Source organism: Salipiger sp. PrR002 (assembly GCF_010500775.1).
In the GTDB taxonomy this organism is placed as follows: Bacteria; Pseudomonadota; Alphaproteobacteria; order Rhodobacterales; family Rhodobacteraceae; genus Salipiger.
In genome coordinates this window covers 194,160-220,009 of sequence record NZ_JAAGOU010000005.1, presented here as the reverse complement: position 1 = coordinate 220,009, position 25,850 = coordinate 194,160, and the positions used below count along the sequence as shown (strand labels likewise).

25 protein-coding genes are annotated in these 25,850 nt (G+C 66.3%); 9 read left to right on the top strand and 16 right to left on the bottom strand.

What is annotated here, in order from left to right; genetic code table 11:
* The first annotated feature begins 40 nt into the window (after positions 1 to 40).
* The 3 genes from gloB to G0A00_RS07615 all read left to right on the top strand — a co-directional run bounded on the left by gloB (position 41) and on the right by G0A00_RS07615 (position 3,895).
* The gene (gene gloB / locus G0A00_RS07625; RefSeq protein ID WP_164180149.1) at positions 41 to 802 is read left to right on the top strand and encodes a hydroxyacylglutathione hydrolase; all 762 of its coding nucleotides are present in this window, start codon (positions 41 to 43) and stop codon (positions 800 to 802) included.
* A gap of 152 nt (positions 803 to 954) precedes the next feature.
* Positions 955 to 3,282 (top strand): ATP-dependent Clp protease ATP-binding subunit ClpA, encoded by a 2,328-nt coding sequence (gene clpA / locus G0A00_RS07620; protein WP_066103925.1) that lies wholly within the window; start codon positions 955 to 957, stop codon positions 3,280 to 3,282.
* Between the two features lie 187 nt (positions 3,283 to 3,469).
* Positions 3,470 to 3,895: a lipocalin-like domain-containing protein gene (locus G0A00_RS07615; protein ID WP_164180147.1), complete on the top strand. Its 426-nt coding sequence runs from the start codon at positions 3,470 to 3,472 to the stop codon at positions 3,893 to 3,895.
* 22 nt (positions 3,896 to 3,917) lie between these two features.
* Here G0A00_RS07615 and G0A00_RS07610 read toward each other — a convergent pair whose 3' ends face one another.
* The 3 genes from G0A00_RS07610 to G0A00_RS07600 are packed head-to-tail and all read right to left on the bottom strand — an operon-like array spanning position 3,918 to position 7,636.
* The gene (locus G0A00_RS07610; protein ID WP_164180145.1) at positions 3,918 to 5,819 is read right to left on the bottom strand and encodes a peptidoglycan -binding protein; all 1,902 of its coding nucleotides are present in this window, start codon (positions 5,817 to 5,819) and stop codon (positions 3,918 to 3,920) included.
* A 3-nt stretch (positions 5,820 to 5,822) separates the two neighbouring features.
* A complete protein-coding gene (locus G0A00_RS07605) occupies positions 5,823 to 7,037 on the bottom strand; it encodes a biopolymer transporter ExbB (protein ID WP_164180143.1) in 1,215 nt (404 codons plus the stop codon).
* Between the two features lie 56 nt (positions 7,038 to 7,093).
* Positions 7,094 to 7,636 carry a gamma-glutamylcyclotransferase gene (locus G0A00_RS07600; protein WP_164180204.1) on the bottom strand — a complete coding sequence of 181 codons (543 nt, stop codon included), beginning with the start codon at positions 7,634 to 7,636 and terminating at the stop codon, positions 7,094 to 7,096.
* 68 nt (positions 7,637 to 7,704) lie between these two features.
* On the opposite strand from G0A00_RS07600, the gene G0A00_RS07595 reads away from it, so the two are divergent.
* Positions 7,705 to 8,652: a DUF2125 domain-containing protein gene (locus tag G0A00_RS07595; protein WP_164180141.1), complete on the top strand. Its 948-nt coding sequence runs from the start codon at positions 7,705 to 7,707 to the stop codon at positions 8,650 to 8,652.
* Between the two features lie 85 nt (positions 8,653 to 8,737).
* Positions 8,738 to 10,051: an acetylornithine deacetylase/succinyl-diaminopimelate desuccinylase family protein gene (locus G0A00_RS07590; protein ID WP_164180139.1), complete on the top strand. Its 1,314-nt coding sequence runs from the start codon at positions 8,738 to 8,740 to the stop codon at positions 10,049 to 10,051.
* 138 nt (positions 10,052 to 10,189) lie between these two features.
* On the opposite strand, the gene panC is transcribed toward G0A00_RS07590, so the two are convergent.
* Both panC and panB read right to left on the bottom strand, forming a co-directional pair.
* Positions 10,190 to 11,032, bottom strand: a complete 843-nt coding sequence (gene panC, locus G0A00_RS07585) for a pantoate--beta-alanine ligase (RefSeq protein ID WP_164180137.1) — start codon at positions 11,030 to 11,032, stop codon at positions 10,190 to 10,192.
* A complete protein-coding gene (gene panB, locus G0A00_RS07580; protein WP_164180135.1) occupies positions 11,029 to 11,862 on the bottom strand; it encodes a 3-methyl-2-oxobutanoate hydroxymethyltransferase in 834 nt (277 codons plus the stop codon). The genes panC and panB overlap by 4 nt, the downstream gene beginning before the upstream one ends.
* Before the next feature lie 188 nt (positions 11,863 to 12,050).
* Between panB and G0A00_RS07575 the strand changes: the two genes are divergently transcribed.
* Positions 12,051 to 13,523, top strand: coding sequence for an ABC transporter substrate-binding protein (locus G0A00_RS07575; protein WP_164180133.1), 1,473 nt, complete (start codon positions 12,051 to 12,053; stop codon positions 13,521 to 13,523).
* Positions 13,524 to 13,653: 130 nt separating this feature from the next.
* Here the strand turns inward: G0A00_RS07575 and smc are convergent, their stop codons facing one another.
* Positions 13,654 to 17,109 (bottom strand): chromosome segregation protein SMC, encoded by a 3,456-nt coding sequence (gene smc / locus G0A00_RS07570; RefSeq protein ID WP_164180131.1) that lies wholly within the window; start codon positions 17,107 to 17,109, stop codon positions 13,654 to 13,656.
* A 191-nt stretch (positions 17,110 to 17,300) separates the two neighbouring features.
* Between smc and G0A00_RS07565 the strand changes: the two genes are divergently transcribed.
* Positions 17,301 to 17,753, top strand: a complete 453-nt coding sequence (locus tag G0A00_RS07565; RefSeq protein ID WP_164180129.1) for a GNAT family N-acetyltransferase — start codon at positions 17,301 to 17,303, stop codon at positions 17,751 to 17,753.
* A 17-nt stretch (positions 17,754 to 17,770) separates the two neighbouring features.
* On the opposite strand, the gene G0A00_RS07560 is transcribed toward G0A00_RS07565, so the two are convergent.
* Positions 17,771 to 18,229, bottom strand: a complete 459-nt coding sequence (locus G0A00_RS07560) for a hypothetical protein (protein WP_164180127.1) — start codon at positions 18,227 to 18,229, stop codon at positions 17,771 to 17,773.
* 154 nt (positions 18,230 to 18,383) lie between these two features.
* On the opposite strand from G0A00_RS07560, the gene G0A00_RS07555 reads away from it, so the two are divergent.
* Positions 18,384 to 18,929 carry an HdeD family acid-resistance protein gene (locus G0A00_RS07555; RefSeq protein WP_164180125.1) on the top strand — a complete coding sequence of 182 codons (546 nt, stop codon included), beginning with the start codon at positions 18,384 to 18,386 and terminating at the stop codon, positions 18,927 to 18,929.
* Between the two features lie 15 nt (positions 18,930 to 18,944).
* Here the strand turns inward: G0A00_RS07555 and G0A00_RS07550 are convergent, their stop codons facing one another.
* The 6 genes from G0A00_RS07550 to G0A00_RS07525 form a co-directional block, all read right to left on the bottom strand.
* Positions 18,945 to 19,754 (bottom strand): division plane positioning ATPase MipZ, encoded by an 810-nt coding sequence (locus tag G0A00_RS07550; RefSeq protein ID WP_066103899.1) that lies wholly within the window; start codon positions 19,752 to 19,754, stop codon positions 18,945 to 18,947.
* A 223-nt stretch (positions 19,755 to 19,977) separates the two neighbouring features.
* On the bottom strand, positions 19,978 to 20,541 hold the full coding sequence (locus G0A00_RS07545; protein WP_164180123.1) for a F0F1 ATP synthase subunit B: 564 nt from the start codon (positions 20,539 to 20,541) through the stop codon (positions 19,978 to 19,980).
* A gap of 4 nt (positions 20,542 to 20,545) precedes the next feature.
* On the bottom strand, positions 20,546 to 21,097 hold the full coding sequence (locus G0A00_RS07540; RefSeq protein WP_066103895.1) for a F0F1 ATP synthase subunit B': 552 nt from the start codon (positions 21,095 to 21,097) through the stop codon (positions 20,546 to 20,548).
* Positions 21,098 to 21,183: 86 nt separating this feature from the next.
* The gene (locus G0A00_RS07535) at positions 21,184 to 21,420 is read right to left on the bottom strand and encodes a F0F1 ATP synthase subunit C (protein WP_066103893.1); all 237 of its coding nucleotides are present in this window, start codon (positions 21,418 to 21,420) and stop codon (positions 21,184 to 21,186) included.
* A gap of 59 nt (positions 21,421 to 21,479) precedes the next feature.
* Positions 21,480 to 22,250, bottom strand: a complete 771-nt coding sequence (locus G0A00_RS07530; protein ID WP_164180121.1) for a F0F1 ATP synthase subunit A — start codon at positions 22,248 to 22,250, stop codon at positions 21,480 to 21,482.
* On the bottom strand, positions 22,240 to 22,617 hold the full coding sequence (locus G0A00_RS07525; protein ID WP_164180120.1) for an AtpZ/AtpI family protein: 378 nt from the start codon (positions 22,615 to 22,617) through the stop codon (positions 22,240 to 22,242). The genes G0A00_RS07530 and G0A00_RS07525 overlap by 11 nt, the downstream gene beginning before the upstream one ends.
* A gap of 251 nt (positions 22,618 to 22,868) precedes the next feature.
* Between G0A00_RS07525 and G0A00_RS07520 the strand changes: the two genes are divergently transcribed.
* The gene (locus tag G0A00_RS07520; protein ID WP_066106905.1) at positions 22,869 to 23,204 is read left to right on the top strand and encodes a metalloregulator ArsR/SmtB family transcription factor; all 336 of its coding nucleotides are present in this window, start codon (positions 22,869 to 22,871) and stop codon (positions 23,202 to 23,204) included.
* A 51-nt stretch (positions 23,205 to 23,255) separates the two neighbouring features.
* Here G0A00_RS07520 and G0A00_RS07515 read toward each other — a convergent pair whose 3' ends face one another.
* From G0A00_RS07515 to G0A00_RS07505, 3 genes are all read right to left on the bottom strand, one after another.
* Entirely contained in the window at positions 23,256 to 24,140 is an 885-nt protein-coding gene (locus tag G0A00_RS07515; protein WP_368667675.1) for a DMT family transporter, read from the bottom strand.
* Complete coding sequence (locus G0A00_RS07510) at positions 24,137 to 25,018, bottom strand: LysR family transcriptional regulator (protein ID WP_164180118.1); 882 nt, start codon at positions 25,016 to 25,018, stop codon at positions 24,137 to 24,139. The genes G0A00_RS07515 and G0A00_RS07510 overlap by 4 nt, the downstream gene beginning before the upstream one ends.
* Positions 25,019 to 25,237: 219 nt before the next feature.
* Positions 25,238 to 25,471: a hypothetical protein gene (locus G0A00_RS07505; RefSeq protein WP_083191193.1), complete on the bottom strand. Its 234-nt coding sequence runs from the start codon at positions 25,469 to 25,471 to the stop codon at positions 25,238 to 25,240.
* Between the last annotated feature and the right edge of the window lie 379 nt (positions 25,472 to 25,850).

Here is a 25,850-nt window from a genome sequence, read left to right as displayed (position 1 = left end):
CTCTTGGGGGCCAGTCTGTCAAAGCCTTGAAGGAAAAGCCATGCCTCTCGACGTCGTCACCGTCCCCTGCCTTTCGGACAATTATGCCTATCTGGTGAACGGTCCCGAGGGTGTCATCCTGATCGACGCTCCCGAGGCGGGTCCGATCGAAGCAGAACTCGACTCGCGCGGCTGGAGCCTGAGCACGATTCTCATCACCCACCACCATCACGACCACGTCGAGGGAATCGCGCCGCTGAAGGCGCGCTACGGCTGCACGGTCATCGGCCCGCGCGCCGAAGCCGCAAAGATCGACGGGTTGGATCAGCTCGTGGGCGGGGGCGACGAGTTTTCTGTGGATGGCGTCGGCGTGCATGTGATCGACGTGCCGGGCCACACGCTGGGCCATGTGGCCTTTTATATGCCGCAGGCCGAGGCCGTGTTCACCGCAGACAGCCTCATGGCGCTTGGCTGCGGACGGCTGTTTGAAGGGGACGCCGCGATGATGTGGGCCTCGATGCAGCGCCTGATCGCCCTGCCGCCGGAGACCACCGTTTACTCGGGTCACGAATACACTTCCGGAAACGCACGTTTCGCGCTTACTATTGAACCTCAGAACGCTGCGCTTAAATTGCGTAGTGACGCCATCGCCAAAGCCCGGACAGAGGGGCGACCAACCGCCTCCTGCGTGCTGTCCGAGGAACTGGCCACCAACCCTTTCCTACGCCCGGATTCGCCCGCGATCCGCGAGACCCTCGCGATGACCGGGGCAGATGACGTGTCGGTATTCGCCGAGATCCGAGCCAGGAAGGACCGCTTCTAAGCCGCCACATTTCACGCCACGTTGCGACAAACGCGTTAAATGTGAGCGCCGCAAGCTTAGAAAACACTTGAAGGATGGTCCGTATCGACCAAACTTTAACGGTAAGAGGCAATGTTGGGCCTGTGCCCGACGCAGACAAGAAGGAGCACGCCGTGCCTTCATTCTCGAACACTCTTGAGCAGGCAATTCACTCGGCCTTGGCGCTGGCGAACTCCCGCAGCCACGAATTTGCGACGCTCGAGCACCTTCTTCTGGCCCTGATCGACGAACCCGACGCCGCCCGCGTGATGAAAGCCTGCTCGGTGGACACCGAGGAGCTGCGCACCACGCTGGTGGAATTCATCGACGAGGACCTTTCCAACCTCGTGACCGACGTCGAAGGCTCGGAGGCGGTGCCGACCGCCGCGTTCCAGCGCGTGATCCAGCGCGCCGCCATCCACGTCCAAAGCTCGGGCCGTACCGAGGTGACCGGCGCCAACGTGCTCGTCGCCATCTTCGCCGAGCGCGAGAGCAATGCCGCCTACTTCCTGCAAGAGCAGGACATGACGCGCTACGACGCGGTCAACTTCATCGCCCACGGCGTGGCGAAAAACCCGGCCTACGGCGAAAGCCGCCCGGTGAGCGGCGCGCAGGACAACGAGGAAGAGGCCAAGGCCGAAACCACGCAGGCCGCCGACAACAAGGAATCGGCGCTGGCGAAATACTGCGTCGACCTCAACGCCAAATCCCGCAAGGGCGACGTCGATCCGCTGATCGGCCGCGAATCCGAGGTCGAGCGCTGCATTCAGGTCCTCTGCCGCCGCCGCAAGAACAACCCGCTTCTGGTGGGCGATCCCGGCGTGGGCAAAACCGCCATCGCCGAGGGGCTCGCACGCAAGATCGTCAACGGCGACACCCCCGAGGTGCTGTCGAACACCACGATCTACTCGCTCGACATGGGCGCGCTGCTGGCGGGCACCCGCTACCGCGGCGATTTCGAAGAGCGGCTCAAGGCCGTGGTGACCGAGCTTGAAGAGCATCCCGACGCAGTTCTCTTCATCGACGAGATCCACACGGTGATCGGTGCCGGGGCGACCTCCGGCGGCGCCATGGATGCCTCCAACCTGCTGAAGCCCGCGCTTCAGGGCGGCAAGCTGCGCACCATGGGCTCGACCACCTACAAAGAGTTCCGCCAGCACTTCGAAAAGGACCGCGCGCTCAGCCGCCGGTTCCAGAAGATCGACGTGAACGAGCCTTCGGTCGATGACGCGGTGAAAATCCTCAAGGGCCTCAAGCCCTACTTCGAAGAGCACCACTCGGTGAAATACACGCAGGATGCGATCAAGTCGGCGGTCGAGCTTTCGGCCCGCTACATCAATGACCGCAAGCTGCCCGACAAGGCGATCGACGTGATCGACGAAGCCGGCGCAGCGCAGCACCTCGTGGCCGAGAGCAAGCGTCGCAAGACCATCGGCGCCAAGGAGATCGAGGATGTCGTGGCCAAGATCGCCCGCATCCCCCCGAAGAACGTGTCCAAGAACGACGCAGAGGTTCTCAAGGACCTCGAAGCGACGCTCAAGCGCGTGGTCTTCGGTCAGGACAATGCCATCGAGGCGTTGTCTTCGGCGATCAAACTGGCCCGTGCCGGCCTGCGCGAGCCCGAGAAGCCCATCGGCAACTACCTCTTCGCTGGCCCGACCGGCGTCGGCAAAACCGAGGTGGCCAAGCAGCTTGCAAGCTCGCTCGGCGTGGAACTGCTGCGCTTCGACATGTCCGAATACATGGAGAAACACGCGGTCAGCCGTCTGATCGGTGCGCCTCCGGGCTATGTCGGCTTCGATCAGGGTGGCCAGCTCACCGATGGCGTGGATCAGCACCCGCACTGCGTGCTTCTGCTCGACGAGATCGAGAAGGCGCACCCGGATGTCTACAACATCCTGCTGCAGGTGATGGACCACGGCTCGCTGACCGACCACAACGGGCGCACGGTGGATTTCCGCAATGTGATCCTCATCATGACCTCGAACGCGGGTGCCGCGGAACAGGCCAAGGCGGCCATCGGCTTCGGTCGCGACCGCCGCGAGGGCGAAGACACCGCCGCCATCGAGCGGACCTTCACGCCGGAATTCCGCAACCGTCTCGACGCGGTGATCAGCTTCCAGCCGCTGCCCAAAGAGGTCATCCTCTCGGTGGTCGAGAAGTTCGTGCTGCAACTCGAAGCGCAGCTCATGGATCGCAACGTGTCGATCGAGCTCACCAAGCCGGCGGCCGAATGGCTGGCCGACAAGGGCTATGACGACAAGATGGGCGCACGTCCGCTGGGCCGCGTGATCCAGGAAAACATCAAGAAGCCGCTGGCCGAGGAACTGCTCTTCGGCAAGCTGGTCAAGGGCGGTCTGGTCAAGGTCACCGTCAAGGACGACAAGCTGGTGCTGAAGACGGAAGGGCCGGACAAGCTCCGCCTCTCCTCGCGCAAGCCGCCGCTTCTGACCGCCGACTGACGCCAGACGGCATCGCAAACGCGGTATCGCAAAGAATGTCCCCGCCGGTCCGCCCGGCGGGGATTTTTTGTGCCCGGCGCCCGCCCCCTGCCCGCAGATCCTGTGCCGCCGATCGCGCGACGGGCTTGGCACGATGCCTCCGCCGCGTGCATCATCCGCAGGTGTGCCGACCGGGGAGGGGAAAGCCATGGCGAAGACAGAAGACCTGATCGGGTCGTGGCGTATGAAGGCTTGGACGCGCACGGCGGTGGCCACGGGCGAGACCACTGATGCGCTCGGCCCTGCCCCCATCGGCTACATCGCCTATCACAGCTGCGGGCGGATGATGGCAACGGTCTTTCGCCGCGATCGGCTGCCACCCGGTGACAGGCCGTGGACGGTGGAAGAGAAGGCCGCGCTCTTTGACGACATGCTGGCCTATGTCGCCAGCTACCGGCTCGAAGGCGATCGGGTGATCCATGAGGTCGACGGCTCGTGGAACCCCAAATGGCAGGGGGCGCTGGAGCGGCCCTTCACGCTCGCGGGCGACCGTCTGGTGATCAGCGGCGCGCCCGGCACGGACCCCGCCACCGGCGAAGAGGTCATCTACCGCATGGAATTCACCAAGGACTGAGCCGCGACCCCGCGACAGCCGCTTACTTCTCGGTCAGCTTCAGCTCGATCCGGCGGTTCTGAGCGCGCGCCTCGGGGGTGTCCGCCGGGTTGATCGGCTGGAACTGCCCAAAGCCGTTGGCCGAGAGCCGCTGCGGCGGAATGCCCTCGTTCTCGACCATGTAGCGCACCACCGAAAGCGCCCGCGCCTGGCTAAGCTCCCAGTTATCGGCAAAGGGCGCGCCGGGGCGCAGCGGCGTGTCATCCGTGTGCCCGTCGACCCGCAGAATCCAGTTCAACCCCGGCGGAATCTCCTGCGCGATGGTGCGGATCAGCCCGGCGACCTTGGCAATCTCCTGCTCGCCCGCATCCGAAAGCTGCGCGCCGCCCGGCGGGAACAGCACCTCTGACGAGAAGACGAAACGGTCGCCCTCGATGCGGATGCCCTCCTGATCGCCCACGACCTCGCGCAGACGCCCGAAGAACTCCGAGCGGTAGCGCTCCAGATCCTGCGCCTGCGCCTCGAGCCGCTTGCGCTCGGCCTCTTCAAGCTGCCGGCGCTTGCGCTCTTCGGCGGCGACCCGCGCCAGCGCGGCATTGAGGTCAGTCCCGAGGTTCTGGATCTGCACCTGCGCCTCGGCGTCCTTCTCGCGGCTTTCGTCGAGCAGCCCCTGCAGTTGCGACAGCTGCGTGCGCAGCGCGGCCACCTGTTGGTTCAGCAGTTCGGACTGTTTCTGCGCGGCGCTTGCCCGCGCCTCGCTGTCCTGAAGCTCCGAGCGTGCCTGCGCCAGCAGCGCCTGCTGGCGTTCGTCCTCGCTCAGCCCCTCCGAGAGCTTGGCCTCTGCGGCGGCCTTTGCGGCCAGCGCTGCGGCAAGCCGCTCCTGCACTTGTTTGGCATCAAGCTCCACATCGCTCTGCGCGGCCAGTGCCTCGGCCAGTTTCACCTCGGCGGCCTCGCGCGCGCGGCGTGCCGCGGCCAGATCGCTGCGCAGCGCGGCCATCTCGCCCGCGGCGCTATCGCCCGCATCCTGCGCCTGCGCCAGCTGCGTTTCGAGCGAGGCGACGCGCGCCTCCAGCGCGTCGGAATCATCTGCCGCCAGCGCCGCCGCAAGCCGGGCGGTCAGTTCCTCGCGGCCCTGCCGCGCGGCCGCCAGAAGCGTCAGCGTGTCCTCGGCCTGCTTGCGCTCTTGCTCCAGCGCCAGCGTCATCGAGGTCAGTTCGGCCTGCGCGCCTTCGAGCCGCTTGCGCAGCGCGGCGGCGGCTTCCGCCTCGGCAAGACGCTGCTGTTCCTCTTCGGAAAGATCGTCCTGCAGCTCGCTCACCTGCGCGGTCAGCCCGCCCAGTTGCTGCTCTTTGTCGGCGTTCTGCGCGCGCAGGTCGGCCACCAGCGCCTCGAGCGCCTCGCGCTTGGCGGCGGCAAGCCGCGCCGCCTCCTGCTGCGCGTCCATCTCGGAGCGGGCCGAGGCCAGCGCGGTCTCCAGCGCATCGCGCTCGGAACTGAGGCTGTCGCGCTCTTGCGAGAGATCCGCCACGGTGCCGCGCGCATCGTCACGCTCGGCGATCAGCGAGGCGACCTGCTCTTCGAAAGAGGCGATCCGTCCCTGCTGCTCGTCGCGCTGCGCGGTGAGCGAGGCGATGATCGAGCGCTGCTCTGCCAGCTGCGCCTCGGTGTCGGTGAGGGTGGATTCCAGCTCACCAAGCTGGTTGGTCAGCGCGGTGTTGCGCCGCTCCTGCAGCCCCAGCGCCTGCGACAGCGAGGCGATCTCGCCGGTCAGACTGTCAAGCTCGCTCTCCTGCCCGGTGATGGTCTCGCGCAGCACGAACTGGATCACCATGAAGATGGTGAGCACGAACATCAGCACCAGCAGAAGACCGGTCATCGCATCGACGAAACCGGGCCAGATGTTGGCCTGTAGACGGGCCCCGGTGCGGCGCGACAGAGCCATGGATCAGCCCTCGGTCCCGCCGGAACGGGCCGGGCCGGGACGCACGGCGCGCACCTGCGGCGCTTGCGGGCGGGCGATCTGCCCGATGGCGCGGGTCAGTGTCGCCAGATCGGTGCGCAGTTCGGCCATGCTTTCCTGACGGCCCGCCGCCACCTCTTCGAGAAGCCGCAGCATCTGCACGTCGATCGAGCGCAGGCGCATGCGGCTTTCGGCATCCAGCCCCTCGGCGCTCTCGCGGCTTTCCAGCACTTCGATCAGCTTTTCCTGCCCTTCGGCGATGCGGGCCAGAGAGTTCGAGGACGGCGCCGTGGCCTCCAGCCGCTCGGTCATCCGCTCGATGGAATCGGCCAGTTGCCCGAGCCGCCCCTCGATCTCCATCCGGCCCTGCTCGCTTTCGGCATAGAGGGCGGTCATCCGGCCCATCTGATCGTTCATCTGGTCGAGCACCATGCCGATCAGCGCCTCGTCACCGCCGCCCTCGCCTTCCCCAGAGGAGAAGCTGAGCTTGGTGATCGAGCTGAGCCATTCCTCAAGCTCGCGGTAAAAGCGGTTCTGCCCGTGCCCGGCGAAAAGCTCCAGCAGCCCGACGATCAGCGAGCCGGCAAGGCCCAGCAGCGACGAGGCAAAGGCCACGCCCATGCCGCCCAACTGCCCCTCGAGCCCGCTCATCAGGCGCGAGAAGGTCTGCACCCCGCTCTCGCCCTCTTCGGGCACAAGGCTGCGGATCGTGTCGACCAGCGCGGGCACCGTGGTGGCCAGCCCGTAGAAGGTGCCCAGCAGGCCAAGGAAGATCAGCAGCGAGACGATGTAGCGGGTGATCTCGCGCGCCTCGTCGATCCGGGTGGCCACGGAGTCGAGGATCGAGCGGGTCGAGGTGGTGGTGATCTGCAGCCGCTTGTCATGCCGCCGCAGCAGCGCCGCCAGCGGTGCCAGCAGGCGCGGCGGGCGGACCCCCGCATCGCGGCCCGAGGCAAACCCTTCGATCCAGCGCACCGAGGTGATCAGCTGCGCCACCTGCAGGAAACAGGCCAGAACCCCCAGCACGAACACGAACAGGATGAAGCCGTTGAGATAGGGGTTCGACTGGAACACCGGCAACACGCGCGGCAGCACCAGAAAGGCGCCCGCCCCGCAGAGTCCGAGCACCGCCAGCATCAACAGGATCTGGCGGACGGGTTGGCTGAAATGGGCCTCTGCCTCGAGGTCGCGTCGGTCCATTACGGGCACCTGATCAAAGCGAAAATTCCGCTTTTCAGCCTAAGGGTTCGCCCCAATCAAGCCAAGCCGTTATCCACAAGCGCACGAACACGTTCCGTCAACCAGTGCAACTCGGCATCAGGAATGCCCAGATGTTCCAGATGCGCCGTGGTGTTGTAGAGATATTCGGTGTTCGGCCCGCGTCCGCCGATGGCCTGCGCGATGATCCGCGCCTGCTCTTCAAGGTCCAGCCCGCCGCAGTACTGCACGTGGTCGGGATCGATGATATAGGTCACCGCCTCCACCTCGCGCCCATCCTGCAGCACCAGCGGCAATGTCGCCTCGTAATAGGCCGCCGAGACCAGTTCACGATCACGCAGATAGGCCAGCGTCGGCCCCTCGGTGCCCGGCTGGGCGCGCAGCGCCAGCCCCTCGCAAGAGGCCTCGTGCTCCGCATCCAGCGCCAGCACCAGCCCCGGCGCCTCTGGGGTGCCGCGGTGGTGGATCGAGCGCATGCAGAACGAGCGGCGGTAGCCCGGCAGCGTGGCATGCGCGCTCTCCGCCACGGGAAAACCGGGGTTCCAAAGAAGTGAGCCATATCCGAAGACCCAAAGCGCCATCATTCTGGTCCTTTCCGCATGCCAGCTGTAAACACCAAACGGTTGCTTCGGAAAAGGGGGGCGTTGCGGTGAAGAAACTTGCAATTGCGGTGATCGTGGCCGCGCTGGCGTGGTCGGGCTTCTGGTTCGTGTCCGCCCATTTCGAGCGCAAGGCGATCGACAGCTGGATGGAGGCGCGCCGCGTCGAGGGCTGGACCGCCACCTATGACGATCTGACCATCAAGGGCTTTCCCAACCGCATGGACGCGCGGCTGAGCGGGCTGGTGCTGGCAAGCCCCGACGGGCTGCGCTGGGAGGCGCCCTTCGTCGATATCTACCGGCTGGTCTACAACTTCGGACATGAGATCCTCGCCTTCCCGCCGCAGATGAGCGTCACCACCGAGATGGGCGAGACGCAGGTCGCGTCGGACGGGATGCGCGCCAGCTTCATCCACGAGGGCGACACCGTGGTGCGCGCCAATTTCGAAAGCCAGACGCTCAACCTCACCGGCGCCACCACCGCCGCGCTGGCCGGTCTGACCGCCGCGCTCACCCGCGACGAGGATGCCGAGACCAGCTACCGCATCGCCGTCGGCGCCGATGCCATCGCGGGCTCGGGCGGTCGCGTGGCCGATGCCATCCGGCTGGATGCGGGGTTCGACACCGATCTGCCGCTGCGCGTCGGCCAGCAGTCCGGTCTGCACCCGCAGCCCACCCGCGTCGATCTGCGGCTGGCCGAATACAAGGTGGACGACCTCCAGCTGAAAGTGGCCGGCGAGGTGGATGTCGACGATCGGGGCCGGATGGATGGCGAGGTCACCGTGAAGGCGGTGAACTGGCGCGAGATGATCGCCATGGCGCAGCAGAGCGGCCAGCTGCCCGAGAATATGGCGCAGATGCTCGAAGACGGGCTGGGTCTTATCGCCAGCCTCTCGGGCAACCGCGAGACCCTGGACCTGCCGCTGACCCTCGACGAGGGCCACGCCCGTCTCGGACCGATCCCTCTGGGCGAGGCCCCGCAGCTGCGCTTCCCCTGAGCCGCCTCTCCCCGAAACTTGCCCGAGCCCTGCCTGCCCGCGCGCCACGCTTGCGTAGCGCGCGAAACGGGGGAAGAGTGCTGGCATGACCGAGGCCACCGCCCCCCATACTGCCCCCCGTTCCGCCCCCGGGTCCGAAACTGGCCTCGAAGACCGTATTGCCGAGAAGCGCGGCGATCTGATCGCCCTCACGCAGGATCTCGTGCGCATCCCCACGCTGAACCCGCCGGGTCAGTATTACCGCGACATCTGCGAGTATCTGCAGCGCCGCCTCGCCGCGCGCGGCTTTGACTGCACGCTGGTGCGCGCCGAGGGCGCCCCCGGCGACAGCGAAAAATATCCGCGCTGGAACCTCGTCGCCCGCCGCGAGGGCGCGCGCCCCGGCGAGTGCGTGCATTTCAACTCGCATCACGACGTGGTCGAGGTGGGCAGCGGCTGGACCCGAGATCCCTTTGGCGGCGCGCTCGAGGGCGATCGCATCTACGGGCGCGGCACCTGCGACATGAAGGGCGGGCTCGCCGCCTCGGTGATCGCGGTGGAGGCCTTTCTCGAAACCCATCCCGATTTTGCCGGCGCGGTAGAGATCAGCGCCACGGCAGACGAGGAATCCGGCGGCTACGGCGGCGTCGCGCATCTGGCCAAGGAGGGCTGGTTCGCCCCCAGCCGCGTGCAGCATGTGATCATCCCCGAGCCGCTCGACAAACACCGCATCTGCCTTGGCCATCGGGGCGGCTGGTGGGCCGAAATCGAAACCAAGGGCGAGATCGCCCACGGCTCGATGCCCTTCCTCGGCGATTGCGCCATCCGCCACATGGGCGCCGTTCTGGATGCCTTCGAGCAGACCTTGTTCCCGGCTATGGCCGCCCGCACCACCGACATGCCCGTGGTCCCCGAGGGCGCGCGCAATTCGACGATGAACATCAACTCGATCCACGGCGGTCAGCCCGAAGAGCACGAGGGGCTTCCGGCTCATTGCGTCCCGGACAGCTGCCGCATCGTGATCGACCGCCGGTTTCTGATCGAGGAAACGGTCGAGGGCGTGCAGGACGAGGTGATCGCGCTGCTGGATGACCTGAAATCCCGCCGTCCGCAGTTTGACTACGAAATACGGGAACTCAACCGGGTCATCCCCTCGATGACCGATAAATCCGCCCCGGTGGTCACCACGGTCGCCGAGGCGATCCGCGAGGTGCTGGGGCAGGATCCCACCTATGTCGCCTCGCCCGGCAGCTACGACCAGAAGCACATCGACCGCATCGGCAAGCTGAAAAACTGCATCGCTTACGGTCCCGGCGTGCTGGAACTGGCGCATAAGCCCGACGAGTGGATCGGCGTCACCGACATGCTCGACAGCGCCCGCGTCATGGGCCGCAGCCTGCAGCGGTTGCTGCTGCCCTGACCTCGCAGGCCCATGCACGCGGCGCGCTCCGGCCTGCCTCCGGCGGGGATATTTTCATCTAGACGAAGCGCAGGACATCCCCCCTTCGTCTAGACTGAAATATCCCGGGGGTCCGGGGGCAGCGCCCCCGGTCCGGCCTTAGCCAACGGCGATATTGTCGATCAGCCGCACACCGCCCAGCCACGCGGCGGCCAGCAGCCGCGCCGGACGGTCGGGTCGGGTCAAAGGCGCCAGCCCGTCGGCGGCACGCAGTTCGAGATATTCCACCTCCGAAAACCCGGCCTCCCGCAGCGCCGCCTCGGCCTGCGCGCGCACCGGGCCAAAGCTCTCGTCGTCCAGCAGCCGTTCCGCCATTTGCCGCATCACCCGGTTGAGCGCCGGTGCCGCGGCGCGGGTCTCGGGCGGCAGCAGCATGTTGCGCGAGGACAGCGCGAGGCCGTCCTCCTCGCGCACCGTGGGGCAGCCGATCACCTCGCAGGGGATATCGAGATCGCGGGCCATCCGGGTCACCACCTGCAACTGCTGGTAGTCCTTCTCGCCGAAATAGGCGCGGTCGGCGAGCGTCTGCAAAAAGAGCTTGCTGACCACCGTCGTCACCCCGTCGAAATGCCCCGGGCGATGCGCGCCGCAGAGCCCTTCGGTCAGGCCGGTGACCGAGACCGTGGTGGCAAAGCCCTCGGGGTAGATCTGATCGGGGCCCGGCGCATAGATCGCATCCACCGCAAAAGGCGCGAGCTTTTCGGCATCCGCCACTTCGGTGCGCGGATAGTTCTCGAGATCCGAGGCGCTGTTGAACTGCTTGGGGTTGACGAAGATCGTCACGATCACCCGGTCGCAGTCCGCCTTGGCCGCCTCGACAAGGCTCATGTGCCCGGCATGCAGCGCGCCCATCGTGGGCACCACGCCAAGGGTTTCGCCAGCACGCTTCCAGCCCAGCACCGCCTCGCGCAGCGCGGCCTTGGTTCGCAGAATGGGGATCATGACGTCTTCTCCGGTGCGTCCTCGGCAAAGACATGCTCGGCGCCGGGAAACTCCCGCGCGCGCACCTCTGCCGCATATTCCTCGATCGCCGCCTCGGCCTGATGGCCAAGCGCGGCGTAGCGTTTCACGAACTTGGGCTTGAAGGCGGTGAAGGCACCCAACATGTCGTCGACCACGAGGATCTGCCCATCGCAGCCCGCCGAAGCGCCGATGCCGATGGTCGGGATCGGCACATCCGCCGTCACCCGGTCGGCCAGCGCCGCCGGAACCTTTTCCAGCACGACAGCGAAGGCCCCGGCCTCGGCCACGGCGCGCGCATCGTCGATCAGCGCCGCCGCCGCGGCGCCGCGGCCCTGCACCTTGTAGCCCCCCAGCGTGTTGATCGACTGCGGCGTCAGCCCCACATGCGCCATCACCGGGATGCCGCGCTGCACGAGAAACCGGATGGTCTCGGCCATGGTCACGCCGCCTTCGAGCTTCACCGCCGCGGCGCCGGTCTCGGCCATGATCCGGGCGGCGTTGCGGAACGCCTGGCTCGGGCCTTCCTCGTAGCTGCCGAAGGGCATGTCGACGACCATCATCGCCTTGCTCAGCCCGCGCTTCACCGCCTGCCCATGCAGGATCATCATCTCGAGAGTCACCCCCAGCGTCGAGGGCAGCCCGTGCAGCACCATGCCGACGGAATCGCCCACCAGCACAAAGTCGCAATGGGCGTCCATGGCCTGCGCCATGGGGGTGGTATAGGCGGTGAGACTGACCAGCGGCACACCGCCCTTGCGGGCACGGATATCGTCGGGCAGCGGGGCGCTCTTGCGCGCGGTTGCGCTCATGGCTGTCTCCTCTCCACGGCAGCTTGGCGAACGGGCTGGCGCCACTTAGCAGGCCGCGCGGCACCGATCCAGCCTCAATCCCGAACGGCCCCCCCGGCGCGGCGGTGCAGCGCCTTGCACTGACACGGCAATTGCGCTCAGTCTGGGGCGACGCCCGCCCTTCTGTTCCGCGAAAGGACCCCGCCCTGATGACCCGTCTCAGCCTCACTCTTGCCGCGCTGCTGCTCGGCAGCACCGCCGCGTTCGCGCAGCAGGACGATCTGATCATCGCGCTGCAGCTGGAGCCGCCGCATCTCGATCCCACATCGGCGGCCGCCGGGGCGATCGACTCGGTGCTCTATTCCAACGTCTTCGAAGGGCTGACGAAATTTGCCGAAGACGGGTCCATCCAGCCGGGCCTAGCGGAAAGCTGGGACATCTCGGAAGACGGCACCGCCTACACCTTCCACCTGCATGATGGCGTCACCTTCCATGACGGCAGTACGATGGACGCCGAGGATGTGAAGTTCACCCTCGACCGGGCCCGCGCCGAGGACAGCCAGAACGCGCAGAAGGCGCTGTTCTCCGGCATTTCGGAGGTGACGGTGACCGACCCGCTGACCGTCGAGGTTACGCTGTCCGAGCCGGATGGAGCGTTCCTGTTCAACATGGCTTGGGGCGACGCGGTGATCGTCGCACCCGAAAGCATCAGCGACATCAAGACCGCGCCAGTGGGCACCGGCCCCTTCGCCTTCGACACATGGGTGCAGGGCGACCGGATCGGGCTCAAACGCTACGAGAGCTATTGGGGCGCGGCACCGGCGCTGAGCCACGCCACCTTCCGCTTCATCTCGGACCCGAGCGCGGCCTTCGCGGCGATGATGGCGCAGGACATTGACGCTTTCGCCGGCTACCCGGCGCCCGAGAACCTCGCGCAGTTCGAGGCCGACCCGCGCTTTCAGGTGCTGGTGGGCTCGACCGAGGGCGAGACGATCCTCGCGATGAACAATGGCGCCGAGCCCTTCGACGATCCGCTGGTGCGCGAGGCGGTGGCCCATGCCATCGACCGGCAGGCGATCATCGACGGCGCCATGTTCGGCCTCGGCACGCCGATCGGCACGCATTTCGCGCCGCATAATCCCGATTACGTCGATCTGCTGGACCTGTCGGGGTACGATCCCGAAAAGGCCCGGACGCTGCTCGAGGACGCGGGCTATCCCGATGGGTTCACCACCACGCTGAAGCTGCCGCCTCCCTCCTACGCGCGCCGCGGCGGCGAGATCATCGCTGCGCAGCTGCGCGAGATCGGCATCCAGACCGAGATCACCAACCTCGAATGGGCGCAATGGCTCGAAGAAGTGTTCCGCGGCAAGGATTTCGGCCTGACCATCGTCAGCCATACCGAGCCGATGGACATCAACATCTACGCCCGGCCCGATTATTACTTCCAATATGACAACCCGGCGTTTCAGGATCTGATGGCACAGCTCACCGCCACCACCGATCCGGCGGCGCGCTCCGAACTGCTGAAGCAGGCGCAGCGGATGATTGCCGAGGATCACGTCAACGGCTTCCTGTTCCAGCTGGCCTTCCCGACCATCGCCGATGCGCATCTGCGCGGGCTCTGGCAGAACCAGCCGACGCAGGCGACCGATCTGACCGGTGTCTACTGGGACGAGTGACGCAACGCCGGGGGCGCTGCCCCCGGACCCCCGGGATATTTCAGTCTAGACGAAGGAAGATGTCCTGCGCTTCGTCTAGATGAAAATATCCCCGCCGGAGGCAGGCCGGGGCGCGCCAAATGGCGGGCTGTCAGGCGACCAGGCGCTCGGCCTTCTTCAGGTCCACCGACACCAGTTGGCTGACGCCTTGTTCCTGCATGGTGACGCCAAAGAGGCGGTCCATCCGGCTCATGGTCACCGCGTGGTGGGTGATGATCAGGAAACGCGTGTTGGTGCGGCGGCACATCTCGTCGAGCAGATCGCAGAAGCGCGTGACGTTGGCGTCGTCGAGCGGCGCGTCGACCTCGTCGAGCACGCAGATCGGTGCCGGGTTCGCGAGGAACACCGCGAAGATCAGCGCCAGCGCGGTCAGCGTCTGCTCGCCGCCCGAGAGCAGCGAGAGCGTCGAGAGTTTCTTGCCCGGCGGCTGGCACATGATCTCGAGCCCGGCCTCGAGCGGGTCGTCGCTTTCGACCATCACGAGATTGGCCTCGCCGCCGTTGAAGAGATGGGTGAAGAGCATCGAGAAATTGCTGTTCACCTGCTCGAAGGCGGTCAGCAGCCGCTCGCGGCCCTCGCGGTTCAGCGACGAGATGCCCGAGCGCAGCGTGCGCACCGCCTCTTCGAGATCGGTCTTCTCCTGCACCAGCGTGTCATGCTCGCCGCGCACCTCGCGGGCGTCTTCCTCGGCCCGCAGGTTGACCGCGCCGAGCGCGTCGCGCTGGCGCTTGAGACGGTTCACATCGGCCTCGATCTCTTCCGAGCCGGGCATGTCGGAGGGCGCGATGTCGAGCCGCGCCAGCAGCCTCTCGGGCGTGGTCTCCTGCTCTTCCTCGATGCGTTCGGCAGCCGCGGTGACGGTCTCGCGCGCCGCGTCCACACGCGCCTCGGCGCCGGCCCGCGCCTCGCGCGCCTCAGAGGCGGCGCGTTCCGCATCGCGCTCGGCGGCAATCGCCGCGCGCATGGCGCTTTCGGCAGCGGCCAGCATGTCCGAGGCGGCGCTGCGGCGCTCTTCGGCTTCTTCGATCGAGCGGGCCAGTTCGTCGCGCTTGGCGGCCAGTTCATCGGGCACAGCCTGCGCCTCAATGAGTTCGCGCTCGTGGCCACGGCGGCGCTCGTCGAGTTCGGCGCTGCGCTTCTCGGCGGTCTCGAGCCGGTGGCGCCAGCCCGACAGCTCCTTGGTGACGCTCTGCTGGCGCGCGGTGCGGGCCTCGCCCTCGCGGCGCAGCTCGTCATGAGCAGAGCGCCGGGTCATCATCGTCATCCGGGCCGCCTCGACGGTCATCCGCACGTCCTCGGCCACGACGCGGGCGCTTTCCAAATCGCCCAGCTCCGCAAGACCGCGTTCCGCCTCGACCACCTGCTGGCGCGCCGTCGTGGCCTCGTCATCATGGCGGCTGACCGCCAGCGCCGCGCTCTCCAGCCGGCTCTCGGCCATGCTGCGCTCGCTTTCGGCGCGGTTGAAGGCGCGCATCGCCTCGTTGACCTCGCGGTCGGCCTCGCGCCGGGTCTCGCGCGCCACCTTGTCGGCGCGGGTCAGCTCGGCCAGCCGCGCGACCAGCGCGTCATGGGCGGTGCGCATGCCCTCCACCCGCGACTCCGTCTCGGCCATTTCGCGCTTCAGCCCCTCCAGCCGGTTGAGCTGTTCGAGCCGCAGCGCCGCGGCGGAGGGCGCATCCTCGGACCATGCCCGGTAGCCGTCCCAGCGCCAGAGATCGCCGTCGCGGCTCACCAGCCGCTGACCCGGCTGCAGAAGATGCTGCAGCGCATTGCCCTCGTCGGGGTCCACAAGGCCGATCTGGCTCATGCGGCGGATCAGCACGTCGGGCACCGAAACATGGTGCGAGAGCGCGGTGACCCCCTGCGGCAGCGGCTGCTCGTCGGCGTAGCGCGGCAGCTCGAACCAGCCCGAGGGGCCATCATCGGCCACTTCCGGCGCGCGCAGATCATCCGAAAGCGCGGCACCAAGCGCCTTCTCAAAGCCCTGCTCCACCTGCAGCCGGTCGAGCACCTGCCCGCCCTCGGCGGTGTCGCGCTCCAGGAGCCGCGAGAGCGCCGCAACCTCGGCGCTGAGCGCGCTCAGCTCGCCCTCGGCCTCGGAGCGTTCGGCGCGGGCCTCGGCTTCGCGGGTCTGGCAATCGGTGCGCGCCTCATCGGCCTGCAACAGCAAGTCCTCGGCGCGGGCGGCCATGGCCTGCGCCTCCTCGGAGCGTTCCTGCGCCTCTTCCATCGCCGAGGTGGCCTGCGCCAGACGCCCGCGCGCCTCGGCCACCGCATCGCGTGCCTTGCCCGCTTCGGCATCGTGGCGCGAGAGGGTCTTGCGCACATCCGCCAGATAGCGCTGCGCCGACTGGTGGCGGGCGGCGAGACGGGCCACATCCTCGGTCTGCTGGGTCAGCGCGGCCTCACGCTCCTGCAGCACCGCCGACGCCTCGGAGGCCGCATCGGAGGCTTCGGTCAGGCGCGCGTCATGCCCCTCGCCCGCCTTGGCAAGCTCGCGCGCCTCCCATTCGAGCCCCTCGATGGTCTCGCCCGCGTCGCGGTTGAGCGCGCCCTCGCGCTCCATGTCCTTGCCGATCTGCTCGATCCGGCGGGTCAGCGTTTCGATGGTGTCCTGCGCCCGTGCCTCCTGTTCGGCAAGCGCGTCGCGCTGCACCATGAGACGCTGCAGGATCGCCGCGGCGATGGCCTCTTCCTCGCGCAGGGGCGGCAGCGCCTCGTCGCGTTCGGCGCGGGCGCGTTCGGCGGCGCGGGCGGCGCTTTCGGCCTGTGACGCGGCGGTGATCCGGGCGCGCAGCACGCTCTCGGCGGATTGCCGTGCCTCTTCGGCCTCCATCCAGCGGCGATAGAGCAGCACGCCCTCGGCCTGCCGCAGGTCGGTGCCGATGGCACGGTAGCGCGCCGCTTGCCGCGCCTGCCGGTCAAGCTGCTGCAGTTGCGCCGCCAATTGCTCGATCACGTCATCGACGCGCAGCAGGTTGGCCTCGGTATTGTTGAGCTTCAGTTCCGCCTCGTGGCGGCGCTGGTAGAGCCCCGAGATGCCTGCCGCCTCTTCGAGAATACGGCGGCGGTTCTTCGGCTTGGCGTTGATCAGTTCCGAGATCTGCCCCTGCCGCACCAGCGCGGGCGAATGCGCCCCGGTCGAGGCGTCGGCAAACAGCATCTGCACGTCGCGCGCGCGCACGTCCTTGGCGTTGACCTTATAGGCCGAGCCGACGTCGCGGGTGATCCGGCGCACGATCTCAAGCTGGTCGGCTTCGTTGAACCCGGCGGGGGCCAGACGGTCGCCATTGTCGATCGACAGCGAAACCTCGGCGAAGTTGCGGGCCGGGCGGGAATGCGCCCCGGCGAAGATCACATCTTCCATGCCCGCGCCGCGCATCGCCTTGGCACGGTTCTCGCCCATCACCCAGCGCAGCGCCTCCAGCAGGTTGGACTTGCCGCAGCCATTGGGCCCGACGACCCCGGTCAGCCCGTCGGAGATGACGAGGTCGGTGGGATCGACGAAGCTCTTGAAGCCCGTCAGTCGAAGACGTGTGAACTGCAAAGCGATGCCCCGATTCCGAAGTTATCCCCGAATTTGCCGTCTCGCACCGGGCCAAGTCAAACGCTTTGCCCCGGATGTGGCGGCCCTCTGCCAGTTGTCCACAAGATATTGCGTGGATTGCGCCTTATTTGTGGGTTGACCCCGGCGGAGGCCCCGCCAATATCCGACCCTATGGCCAGAGGAAAGCACCTATGTCGATAACCATCGCCCCCGTGTCTCCACGTGATCCGCGCGCCGAGGCGCTGCTGCTGGAGAGCCACGCGCTGATGGGGGCGCTGTTCCCGCCGGAAGAGAACTACTGCCTCGATATCGATGCGCTCTGCGCCCCCGAGATCACCTTTTTGGGGGCCGAAGAAAACGGCGTGCTGCTGGGCTGCGCCGCCATCGCGCGGGCCGAGGGCTATGCCGAGGTGAAATCCATGTTCGTCTCGCCCGAGGCGCGCGGTCTGGGGCTGGCGCGGCGCCTGCTGCAGCATCTCGAAAGCACCGCGCAGGCGGAGGGCATTCCGCTTTTGCGGCTCGAGACCGGAGACAAACTGCCAGCGGCCATGGCGCTTTATGAGAGCACCGGGTTTGCGCGGCGCGGCCCCTTCGGCGGCTATGTCGAGAACAGTTCGAGCCTGTTTTACGAAAAGACGCTCTGAGCGCCTCTGGCAGCAGCTCACTCGCAGGCCCTCCCCGTTGCGCCAAGGAAATCGCAGGCGGTGTGGCGGCCTTTCGGTTTCTTCGGAGGGGACCGCCCGCCGCAAGAAAGGCCCAGCTCGATCACCGACGGATCGCCCACCGCCCAGACCGGCACGCAGCCGCTGGCCCCAGCCACCGCGATCTGCGCAAGGCGCGCGACCTCGGCAAATTTCGGCGGCCACATCGGGCTGACGCGGATCGCCTCGGCCCGGTCTTCGCGCAGCCGTAAAACAAAGCGCATCCCCTCGACCTCTGCCGGGATCGGTTCAGCGCCAGCATAGCCCGCCCCGCCCATCTGCGCCGCGCAGGCGCCACAGGACAGCAGGCCCGCCAACGCCAGCAGTCGGCGCAAAACCGGCGGAGCTGACCGCGGCAACCGCGCGCAAAACCTCTGCGCCACGGCCGCCAGCGCTACAAAGATGATCGCCATATTCATGCGCAATGCTTTGTCGAAAATCGCTAATTCTTCGCTAACATTTCCGCTGCAACCTTGCGTTGGTCTCGCGCCTACGCCCAAACTGCACAGGACGTGATCCCAAAAGCCGCCAACGCCACTGGCTGTGACAGCCGATGAAACACGGAGACAGCCGATGACAGACGGTCCGTCCACGCCGACGCCGCGCAAGAAATGGGGCTGGATGCTGGTTTTGGGGGTGATCCTGATCCTCGGCGGGATCGCCGCACTCGTGCACCCGTTCGCGGCCTCTCTCACCGTGCTGACGATCTCGGCCATCGCCTTCATCATCGCCGGAGCGCTGCAGCTGTGGATCGCCTTCAACGACGAAACCAGCCTCGGCGCGCGCCTCGCCGAAGCGCTGCTGGGCCTTCTGGTGCTGGCGTTTGGCGTGTTCCTTCTGGCGAACCCGCTGCGCGGGCTGGTGTCGCTCACATGGCTGATCGCGGCGTTCTTCCTCGCCCTCGGCGTGATGCGGATCGCCATCGGCCTGTCGGTCCGCGAGCGCACCGGATGGAGTTGGCTGGTCTTCGCGGGCGTGGTCTCGCTGGTGCTGGGCGTGCTGATCATGGCCACGCTGCCGGGCTCGGCGACCGGGTTGCTCGGGGTCTTTCTTGGGATCGACCTGATCAGTTCGGGCATCGGCGCGTCGCTGATCGCGCTGCACATGCGCACCCACTAGCGCGCGCGTCAGAGGTCAGAAATCGACCTCAACCCCCGGCAATTCCAGCGCCTTGACCAGTTCCCGCAGCTCCTGCCGCGCGGCCACATTCGAGATATTGAGGTTGCCGACGCCGATATCCTTCAGGTCCAGCAGCGTCAGACCCCGCGGGAAAAGCTCGCGGAAGATCACCCGCTCGTTGAAGCCGGGCGCGATGCGGAAGCCGATGCGCTTCGACAGCTTGGTCAGCGCCTTTTCCATCTTCATCTTGTTGACCATGTTCTGCGCCCCCAGCCGGTTGCGCAGCACCACCCAGTCGATCGGCTGAAGCCCGGCCTGCGCGCGCAATTGGCGGGCGTTCCAGACCATCTCGGAATAGACCGAAGGGCCGAGGATCTTCTCGCCATCGCTGTCGATATGCGCCAGCAGGTCGAAGTCGATGAAACTGTCGTTGAGCGGTGTGACCAGCGTGTCGGCCAGCGAATGCGCCACCTGGCTCAGGCGGGTGTGCGAGCCGGGGCAGTCGATCAGCACGAAGTCGCAATCGGTCTCGAGCTGCGCCACGGCAGCCGAGAGGCGGTGATCAAAGGCGTTCTCGCCGGGCGCAAGCGCCTCGGGCTGCACCTCGGGCAGATCGAGATAGCGGGGAATGGCCAGCTCGATGCCTTCGCTTTCGCAAAAGCGGCGGCGGTTCTCGATGTAGCGGCCAACCGAGCGCTGGCGCAGGTCGAGATCGAGCGCGCCGGTGCGATGGCCCATGCGAACGAGGGCGGTTGCCAGATGCATCGAGACGGTGGACTTGCCTGCCCCGCCCTTCTCGTTCCCGACGACGATGATATGTGCCACGTTGTCCCCTCGACTGTCCGCCCACATGTTTGGCTGTGATTGCGGTACTTCCACAGTATATGGGGTCCGCGTCAAGGGGAAGGGGAGAGAAGCCCCCGACACCCTTCGTATCGGCCCCAGACAGCGGCTGCGGGCGTTTTTCGAGCGCCATGATGACGCAGCGCCACAAAAGCAAAAGCCCGGCCATGGGCCGGGCTCTGCAAGGTCTGCCGTGTCAGTCAGGTCAGTGCAGCTTGGCACCCACCGTCTTGATCGACTCGTCGACCAGCTTGGCCTTGTCCTGCGCACCGAGTTCCTCGGCGATCACATCCGAAGCAGCGGCCACGGCCACGGTAATCGCGCGATCGCGGACTTCCTTGACGGCCGAGGTCTCTGCCGACTTGATCTGCTCTTCAGCAGCGGCAAGACGGCGCGTGATCGATGCATCGAGGTCCTTGCGGGCCTGCTCTGCGGCGCTTTCGGCGTCGATCTTGGCCTGAGCCACGATCTGCTCTGCCTGATCCTGCACTTCGCGCTGCTGACGCTCGTAAGAGGCCAGAAGGGTCTGTGCTTCCTCGCGCAGGGCGCGGGCTTCTTCCAGCTCGTTGCGGATGCCTTCGGCACGGCGATCAAGCTGGCTGCCCAGCATCTTCGGCACTTTGAAGTACACGAGGACGGCGAGGAACAGCAGGAAGCCCAGCAGCACGACGAAATCGGTGTTGCGGAGCGAGAAGAACGGGCCGGAGGCGGCCAGCGCGGGGCTGGCCATCAGGGTTCCGAGCGCGCTCAGGGTGATGAGTTTGCGCATGGGATCAGCCTTTCATCCGGTTTGCCACAGCCGCGTCGATCGCGGCCTTGTCGGCGCTGGTCCCCAGGGCGGCCACGATGGCCTCCGCGGTTTCCTTGGCCACGGCCTCGACGCTTTCCACCGCGCTCGCGCGAATCTCGGAGAGCACCTTTTCGGACTCTGCGGTCTTCTCGGCGATCTTGGCATCCGCCTCGGCCGTTGCGGCATCGAGTTGGGCCTTGATCTCGTCGCGGGTTTTCTGGGCGATGGCCTGAGCTTCGCTCCGGGCATCGGCCAGCGCCTTCTCATAGGCCGCTTCCGCGTCCTTGGCTTGGCGCTTGAGCTCTTCGGCGGCGGAGATGTCGTTCGTGATGGTGCCCTGACGCTCGGCCAGAACGGACGCGATCCGCGGCAGAGCGACGCGCGACAGCACGAAGAAGATCACCAGCAGCGTGATGATGAGCCAGAAGATCTGGTTCGGGATCCATTCGCCGCAAAGCTGCGGCATCCCGATGGCGGAGCCATGGGCGTCGACGCAGATACCGGCCATTTCTTCTTGAATGGGTTCGACCGCCATGTCGTCCTCCGTCGGAACGTTGTCTCTACTTGGGGCGGCCCGTCAATGACGGTGCCGCCCCCGCGTAAGGATAAGGTCCCGAAGGATTAGACGGCGAACATCAGCAGCAGAGCGACGAGGAACGAGAAGATCCCCAGAGCTTCTGCGAATGCGATGCCGATGAAGAGGGTCGCGGTCTGCGAAGCAGCTGCCGACGGGTTGCGCAGAGCGCCGCCCAGGAAGTTTGCAGCAACGTTACCCACGCCGAGGGCTGCAATGCCCGAACCCAGGCCTGCGAGGCCGGCGCCGATGAACTGACCGAGGTTTGCGATATCGCCTTCCATTTGAGTCTCTCCTTACGATGGAATTGGATGGATAGAGGTTGTCCGGACCGGCCTGCGCCTCAGTGGGCAGGATGCAGCGCGTCCTTGAGGTAGACGCAGGTCAGGATGGTGAACACGTAGGCCTGGATGAAGGCCACGAGAACTTCGAGCCCGTAGATCGCGGTGATTGCGACGATCGACACCGGCGAGACGACGGCCAGCGCGGCGAAGCCTGCAAAGACCTTCATCACGGCGTGACCGGCCATCACGTTGCCAGCAAGACGGATGGAGTGGCTGACCGGACGGACGAAGTAGGAAATCACTTCGATCACGGCGAGGATCGGGCGCAGCGCCAGCGGTGCCGAGGACACCCAGAACAGGCCGAGGAAGTGCACGCCGTTCTTGACGAAGCCAAGGATCGTCACGCCGAGGAACACCGCCAGAGCCAGCACCCAGGTCACCGCGATGTGCGACGTGGTGGTGAAGCTCATCGGGATCAGGCCGAGGAAGTTCGAGAAGACGATGAACATGAACAGCGTCATGATGTAGGGGAAGTACTTCAGGCCTTCCTTGCCGGTCACGTCTTCGATCATCTTGTGGATGAAGCCATAGGCCAGTTCGGCGACCGACTGGCTGCGCGAGGGGATGATCGCGCGGCGCGAGGTGCCCAGCACCATGACGCCGATGATCGCGAGGATGCAAAGGAACATCCACAGCGTCACATTGGTGATGGTGAACATGCCCACGTCGCCTGCTCCGAAGAGCGGTTTGACCATGAACTGGTCCATCGGGTGGAAGACGAGACCGCCTTCTGCCGCCTGTTCTGCACCGTGAGCCGCTTCAGTCGCCATCGCCGCGATCCCTCTTCTTGTCGTCTCCGGTCTTGCCGGAGGATTGCCCCTCTCCGGCGTCGCCGGAGGTTTGTTTCTGCTGTATCTCGGCGGCGGTCCGCAGCATCACGCGGATGCCCGCCACAAGGCCCAGCAATGTGAACAGCACCATAAGCCACGGCAGGGTCCCCAGCAGGAGGTCCAGCCCGTAGCCGATGCCAAAGCCGATCCCAAGACCGGCCACCATTTCCGTCACCATCCGCCAGGCGACATTCGCCTGCGAGTAGTGTTCCTCGTGGTGCGACTTCCGGGTCTCCCGGGCAGCCTTGGCCGCCGCAATCTTTGCCTCCAGCGCGTCGAGTTGCCGCTTCGGATCGGGATCGCCCACTTTGTCGCTCCATTCGGACGTTCGAGAAGGTTGCTACGTGCAGGGGGGCTTTAAGTCAACCCGCCGTGATCACTTGAAACAAGCACCTAACCCACTGAAATTGCTTACATCCAAAGTGTCGCGACGTCCCGCCGCGGCCCTGCTAGCGCCAACAGGGCGGCAAAACCATATTCAACCTCGGAGTTGATTATAGTCTTTGGGTCGCCACGGCGGTGCTTGACGGCGCCGCCCGCCCCGAGGCTTATGAAGCCATGACCCCCGATCTCGACACCGTCTTTGCCGCCCTCGCCGACCCGACCCGGCGGCGCATCCTCGCCATGCTGCTCGAGGATGATATGGCGGTGACCGATGTCGCCGAGCCGTTCGAGATGTCGCTGGCCGCGATCTCCAAGCATCTCACCATCCTCGCCTCTGCCGGGCTGATCAGCCAGGAGAAACGCGGGCGGGTGAAATGGTGCAAGCTGGAGCCGGACGCGCTGCGCGAGGCCTCGGTCTGGATGCAGGGCTTCGGGCAGTTCGAGCCGATCAATCTCGACGCCTTCGAGCGCTTCCTGCAGGTCGAACTGAAACCCGAGGATCCGGCCTGAGCACAAATTCCGTCCCAAGGAATTTGCACCTTTCTTGAAAGAGAGGTGCCGCTACCCGTCGCGCAGCAGCAAAAGCAGCGCCACCACCGTCAGCCCGATCCCCACGAGGATCGCCAGCGGCGGCGCGCCGCGTCCCAGCGCCAGCTCCCACAGGATCACCCAGCTTGGGATCAGATAGGTATAGGCCATGACCTTGGCACTCGGCAGGCGCATCGCGGCGAACTGCAGCAGCACCGTGCTCAGCGCGGTCGCCGCCACGGTTGTATAAAGGATCGTCACCCAGACGATTCCCGGCAGCGCGCCCCAATCGGTTGCGCGCAAAGCGCCCCAGCCAAAGACGATCAGCAGCAGCGTGCCCGCGACCATCGTGCCGAAGGTAAAGACCAGCCCCGGCTCGCCGCGATTGAGCCGCGGCACCATCGGCGCATAGATCGCATGCGCGGCGCAGCCGAGAAAATAGACGATCTCTCCGCGCCCCGGCGCAAAGCGCAGAAGCGCCGAAAGATCGGCGCGGAAGATCACCCAGAGCGCCCCGGCCCCGCCGATCGCCAGCGCCAGCGCCATGCGCCTGCTCAGGTGCTGGCGCAGCAGCAGCCAGCCAAAGCCCGCCGCCATCAGCGGCGTCAGGGTGAAGACCGCCGCCATGCTGACCGGCGCCGCGGTGCGCAGCCCTTCGAACATCAGTACGAAATAGGCCACCATCAGCGCGCCGATCACGCCGTAGCGCCACGGTGCTCTCAGCGCAGCGCGCGGCACCCCGCCGCGCATCATCACCACCGCGCCCAAAAGCAGCGTCGCCAGCGCAAAGCGCACCGCGTTGAGCGCGGAAGGCGCGATATGCGGCGCGGCCATAGCCCCCAGAGAGAAAGACCCCGCGACGCAGGCCGAAAAGACCAGCATCGCAAAATGGCCGCGCGCGGCGGGGGTTAGGCTCACGCGATATCCTGTTCGGCGGCGTAGGCCTTGAGGTGCTTGAGGAAGGCCTGAACCTTCGGCGTGCGGTGCAGGTCCACATGGGTCACCAGCCACAGCGGCGACGTCCAATCTTCCTGCGGCGGCAGGATCTGCACCAGATCGGGATCCTGCTCGGCCTCGGTCACCGGCATGAACCCCATGCCCGCACCGGCCTTGATGGCCTGCAGCTGCACCCGGTCGTCCGAGGTTCGGAACACGATCCGCTCCTGCAGAACGTTGCTCTTCATCCAGCGATGGTACGGCGCGCGCGATTCGAGATCGTCGAAGCCGACGAAATCATGCGCCCCGAACTCTGCGACGGCCTTCGGCGTACCCCGGCGCGCAAGATAGGATTTCGCGGCATAAAGCGCGACCGGCAGCCGCGAGAAGGGCTGCACCACGTTGTCGGGCTCTTCTGGCGCAGACCCGGCGCGCAGCGCCACATGCGCCTCGCCGTATTCCAGCCGGAACAGGCGCGAGCCGGTCAGATAGCGCACGGTGACATCGGGATAGGCCTCGCGGAACGACGTCAGCGCGCCGATCATCAGAGCCGAGAAATTGACCAGCGAGGTGACCAGCAGCTCGCCCGAGACCGCCTCGCCGCGGCCCTTGATTCGGCCCACCAGTTGCTGGAACTGATCGTCGGTGCATTGCGCCACGCGCGACAGATCGCTGCCCGCTTCGGTGGGTGTGTAGCCGCGGGCGTGGCGCTGGAACAGCTTCACACCCAGCCGCGCCTCCAGCGCGTCGATATGCCGGATCACCGTGGCGTGGTGCACGCCAAGCACTTCGGCGGCGCCGCTGACCGTGCCGAGCCGCGCAACATGGTAGGCGGTGCGAATCTCGTCCCAATTGTCCATCGGCTTCTCCTGTGCAGCGGGTCACGAATTGGCGCCAGAAAGCGTGATACGGTGCGGAAATGCAAGAGAGGGGCGCTGCGCAAATGCGCGAGGACCGGCGCGCAGCCCTGCAGACCCTAGCCCTACAGACTCCAGCCTTGCAGCGCGCAAACGAAAAACGCCCGACCAAAGCCGGGCGTCTTCAAGGCTACGCAACAAAGCGCAGCGAATTTGTATCGCTTAGTCCGAGCTGGACGAGCTGGACGAGTCGCCGTCCGAAGCTGCTGCCAGCAGAGCCAGGGCTGCGAGGCCACCGGCAACGGCCAGTGCGGTGCCGCTCGACGGAGCTGCAACCGGAACAACAGCATAGGGATCGTCTTCAACGACGACCGGTGCCGGCGAACCAGCGAATGCTGCGGATGCGCCGATCATGCTAACGATAGCGGCGGATGCGAAAAGAGCTTTGGTTTTCATACTGTCACCTATCTAGTAAGCGTCTCAGTTGGTTACATAGCGTTAATCTCGCTTTGCGACCAGATATAAATAAGGGAATTTGCCTCTTTCGCGCGCACCCACGCCGACTGTGCCCCTTTTGCACACAAATCCGCTGCAGCGCGGCGCGGCGCCGCCCAAAAAGCAGGCAAACCCCAGCCCAGCTTGACTCCAAAGGCCCATCGGCGTACATCGCGCGGAATCCACCGGGAGTCCCATCGCTTCCGGTCCCTTGGGCCAATGCCCGGGATCGCCCTCCGTCAGCGCGTTGCGCCCACGGAGGCGTTTTCGCATTGCCGCTTGGGATCGTCATGGGAATCGCCCGGGACATTCGAGTTTGATTCCACGCCGCGCGGCCCCC

What these genes read in the sequence shown, in the direction of transcription:
- gloB (WP_164180149.1), top strand. Translation starts at nt 41, where the DNA reads ATGCCTCTCGACGTCGTCACCGTCCCCTGCCTTTCGGACAATTATGCC.
- G0A00_RS07615 (WP_164180147.1), top strand. Translation starts at nt 3,470, where the DNA reads ATGGCGAAGACAGAAGACCTGATCGGGTCGTGGCGTATGAAGGCTTGG.
- G0A00_RS07610 (WP_164180145.1), bottom strand. Translation starts at nt 5,819, where the DNA reads ATGGCTCTGTCGCGCCGCACCGGGGCCCGTCTACAGGCCAACATCTGG.
- G0A00_RS07605 (WP_164180143.1), bottom strand. Translation starts at nt 7,037, where the DNA reads ATGGACCGACGCGACCTCGAGGCAGAGGCCCATTTCAGCCAACCCGTC.
- G0A00_RS07600 (WP_164180204.1), bottom strand. Translation starts at nt 7,636, where the DNA reads ATGGCGCTTTGGGTCTTCGGATATGGCTCACTTCTTTGGAACCCCGGT.
- G0A00_RS07590 (WP_164180139.1), top strand. Translation starts at nt 8,738, where the DNA reads ATGACCGAGGCCACCGCCCCCCATACTGCCCCCCGTTCCGCCCCCGGG.
- panC (WP_164180137.1), bottom strand. Translation starts at nt 11,032, where the DNA reads ATGATCCCCATTCTGCGAACCAAGGCCGCGCTGCGCGAGGCGGTGCTG.
- panB (WP_164180135.1), bottom strand. Translation starts at nt 11,862, where the DNA reads ATGAGCGCAACCGCGCGCAAGAGCGCCCCGCTGCCCGACGATATCCGT.
- G0A00_RS07575 (WP_164180133.1), top strand. Translation starts at nt 12,051, where the DNA reads ATGACCCGTCTCAGCCTCACTCTTGCCGCGCTGCTGCTCGGCAGCACC.
- G0A00_RS07565 (WP_164180129.1), top strand. Translation starts at nt 17,301, where the DNA reads ATGTCGATAACCATCGCCCCCGTGTCTCCACGTGATCCGCGCGCCGAG.
- G0A00_RS07560 (WP_164180127.1), bottom strand. Translation starts at nt 18,229, where the DNA reads ATGAATATGGCGATCATCTTTGTAGCGCTGGCGGCCGTGGCGCAGAGG.
- G0A00_RS07555 (WP_164180125.1), top strand. Translation starts at nt 18,384, where the DNA reads ATGACAGACGGTCCGTCCACGCCGACGCCGCGCAAGAAATGGGGCTGG.
- G0A00_RS07545 (WP_164180123.1), bottom strand. Translation starts at nt 20,541, where the DNA reads ATGCGCAAACTCATCACCCTGAGCGCGCTCGGAACCCTGATGGCCAGC.
- G0A00_RS07540 (WP_066103895.1), bottom strand. Translation starts at nt 21,097, where the DNA reads ATGGCGGTCGAACCCATTCAAGAAGAAATGGCCGGTATCTGCGTCGAC.
- G0A00_RS07535 (WP_066103893.1), bottom strand. Translation starts at nt 21,420, where the DNA reads ATGGAAGGCGATATCGCAAACCTCGGTCAGTTCATCGGCGCCGGCCTC.
- G0A00_RS07530 (WP_164180121.1), bottom strand. Translation starts at nt 22,250, where the DNA reads ATGGCGACTGAAGCGGCTCACGGTGCAGAACAGGCGGCAGAAGGCGGT.
- G0A00_RS07520 (WP_066106905.1), top strand. Translation starts at nt 22,869, where the DNA reads ATGACCCCCGATCTCGACACCGTCTTTGCCGCCCTCGCCGACCCGACC.
- G0A00_RS07510 (WP_164180118.1), bottom strand. Translation starts at nt 25,018, where the DNA reads ATGGACAATTGGGACGAGATTCGCACCGCCTACCATGTTGCGCGGCTC.
- G0A00_RS07505 (WP_083191193.1), bottom strand. Translation starts at nt 25,471, where the DNA reads ATGAAAACCAAAGCTCTTTTCGCATCCGCCGCTATCGTTAGCATGATC.